The 1,937-nt window shown below is 53.4% G+C and carries 1 tRNA gene and 1 rRNA gene; both read right to left on the reverse strand.

Annotated elements, in window-relative coordinates:
- Positions 1-77: 77 nt before the first annotated feature.
- Positions 78-153 (reverse strand) — tRNA-Glu (locus tag DDA898_RS00430).
- Between the two features lie 87 nt (positions 154-240).
- Positions 241-1,782: ribosomal RNA gene (locus DDA898_RS00435) — 16S ribosomal RNA — on the reverse strand.
- Positions 1,783-1,937: the final 155 nt, after the last annotated feature.

Here is a 1,937-nt window from a genome sequence, read left to right on the forward strand (position 1 = left end):
AGATAACATAAACCTGACTATCTCTAATCAGTTTTAGGTTAGCGTTGACCGTGTCTTTCACCCACCGTCAGTCATATTGGCGTCCCCTAGGGGATTCGAACCCCTGTTACCGCCGTGAAAGGGCGGTGTCCTGGGCCTCTAGACGAAGGGGACATCACTTGTCAGCTTCGCAAGACGCTTTGGACTCTTTCTTATCATCAGACAATCTGTGTGGACACCACGCAGGCAACTTCAACTCGGTAAGGAGGTGATCCAACCGCAGGTTCCCCTACGGTTACCTTGTTACGACTTCACCCCAGTCATGAATCACAAAGTGGTAAGCGCCCTCCCGAAGGTTAAGCTACCTACTTCTTTTGCAACCCACTCCCATGGTGTGACGGGCGGTGTGTACAAGGCCCGGGAACGTATTCACCGTAGCATTCTGATCTACGATTACTAGCGATTCCGACTTCATGGAGTCGAGTTGCAGACTCCAATCCGGACTACGACGCACTTTATGAGGTCCGCTTGCTCTCGCGAGGTCGCTTCTCTTTGTATGCGCCATTGTAGCACGTGTGTAGCCCTACTCGTAAGGGCCATGATGACTTGACGTCATCCCCACCTTCCTCCGGTTTATCACCGGCAGTCTCCCCTGAGTTCCCACCCGTAGTGCTGGCAACAGAGGATAAGGGTTGCGCTCGTTGCGGGACTTAACCCAACATTTCACAACACGAGCTGACGACAGCCATGCAGCACCTGTCTCAGCGTTCCCGAAGGCACCCCCGTATCTCTACAGGGTTCGCTGGATGTCAAGAGTAGGTAAGGTTCTTCGCGTTGCATCGAATTAAACCACATGCTCCACCGCTTGTGCGGGCCCCCGTCAATTCATTTGAGTTTTAACCTTGCGGCCGTACTCCCCAGGCGGTCGATTTAACGCGTTAGCTCCGGAAGCCACGCCTCAAGGGCACAACCTCCAAATCGACATCGTTTACAGCGTGGACTACCAGGGTATCTAATCCTGTTTGCTCCCCACGCTTTCGCACCTGAGCGTCAGTCTTCGTCCAGGGGGCCGCCTTCGCCACCGGTATTCCTCCAGATCTCTACGCATTTCACCGCTACACCTGGAATTCTACCCCCCTCTACGAGACTCTAGCCTGTCAGTTTTGAATGCAGTTCCCAGGTTAAGCCCGGGGATTTCACATCCAACTTAACAGACCGCCTGCGTGCGCTTTACGCCCAGTCATTCCGATTAACGCTTGCACCCTCCGTATTACCGCGGCTGCTGGCACGGAGTTAGCCGGTGCTTCTTCTGCGGGTAACGTCAATGAACAAGGTTATTAACCTTGTCCCCTTCCTCCCCGCTGAAAGTGCTTTACAACCCGAAGGCCTTCTTCACACACGCGGCATGGCTGCATCAGGGTTTCCCCCATTGTGCAATATTCCCCACTGCTGCCTCCCGTAGGAGTCTGGACCGTGTCTCAGTTCCAGTGTGGCTGGTCATCCTCTCAGACCAGCTAGGGATCGTCGCCTAGGTGAGCCGTTACCTCACCTACTAGCTAATCCCATCTGGGTTCATCCGATGGCGTGAGGCCCGAAGGTCCCCCACTTTGGTCTTGCGACGTTATGCGGTATTAGCTACCGTTTCCAGTAGTTATCCCCCTCCATCAGGCAGATCCCCAGACATTACTCACCCGTCCGCCGCTCGCCGGCGGGGAAGCAAGCTTCCCCCCGCTGCCGCTCGACTTGCATGTGTTAGGCCTGCCGCCAGCGTTCAATCTGAGCCATGATCAAACTCTTCAATTTAAAGTTTGATGCTGCTTCCGAAGAAGCGGTGCTCAAAGAATTTACTGTTAGTTCGTATGAATTAACTGTTGTCACTCTTCAAGACTTTCACATAATATTTTAGTGAAGTGTCCTGCGAGTGCCCACACAGATTGTCTGATTGATTGTTAAAGAGC

The sequence above is a fragment of the Dickeya dadantii NCPPB 898 genome, from assembly GCF_000406145.1.
In the GTDB taxonomy this organism is placed as follows: Bacteria; Pseudomonadota; Gammaproteobacteria; order Enterobacterales; family Enterobacteriaceae; genus Dickeya; species Dickeya dadantii.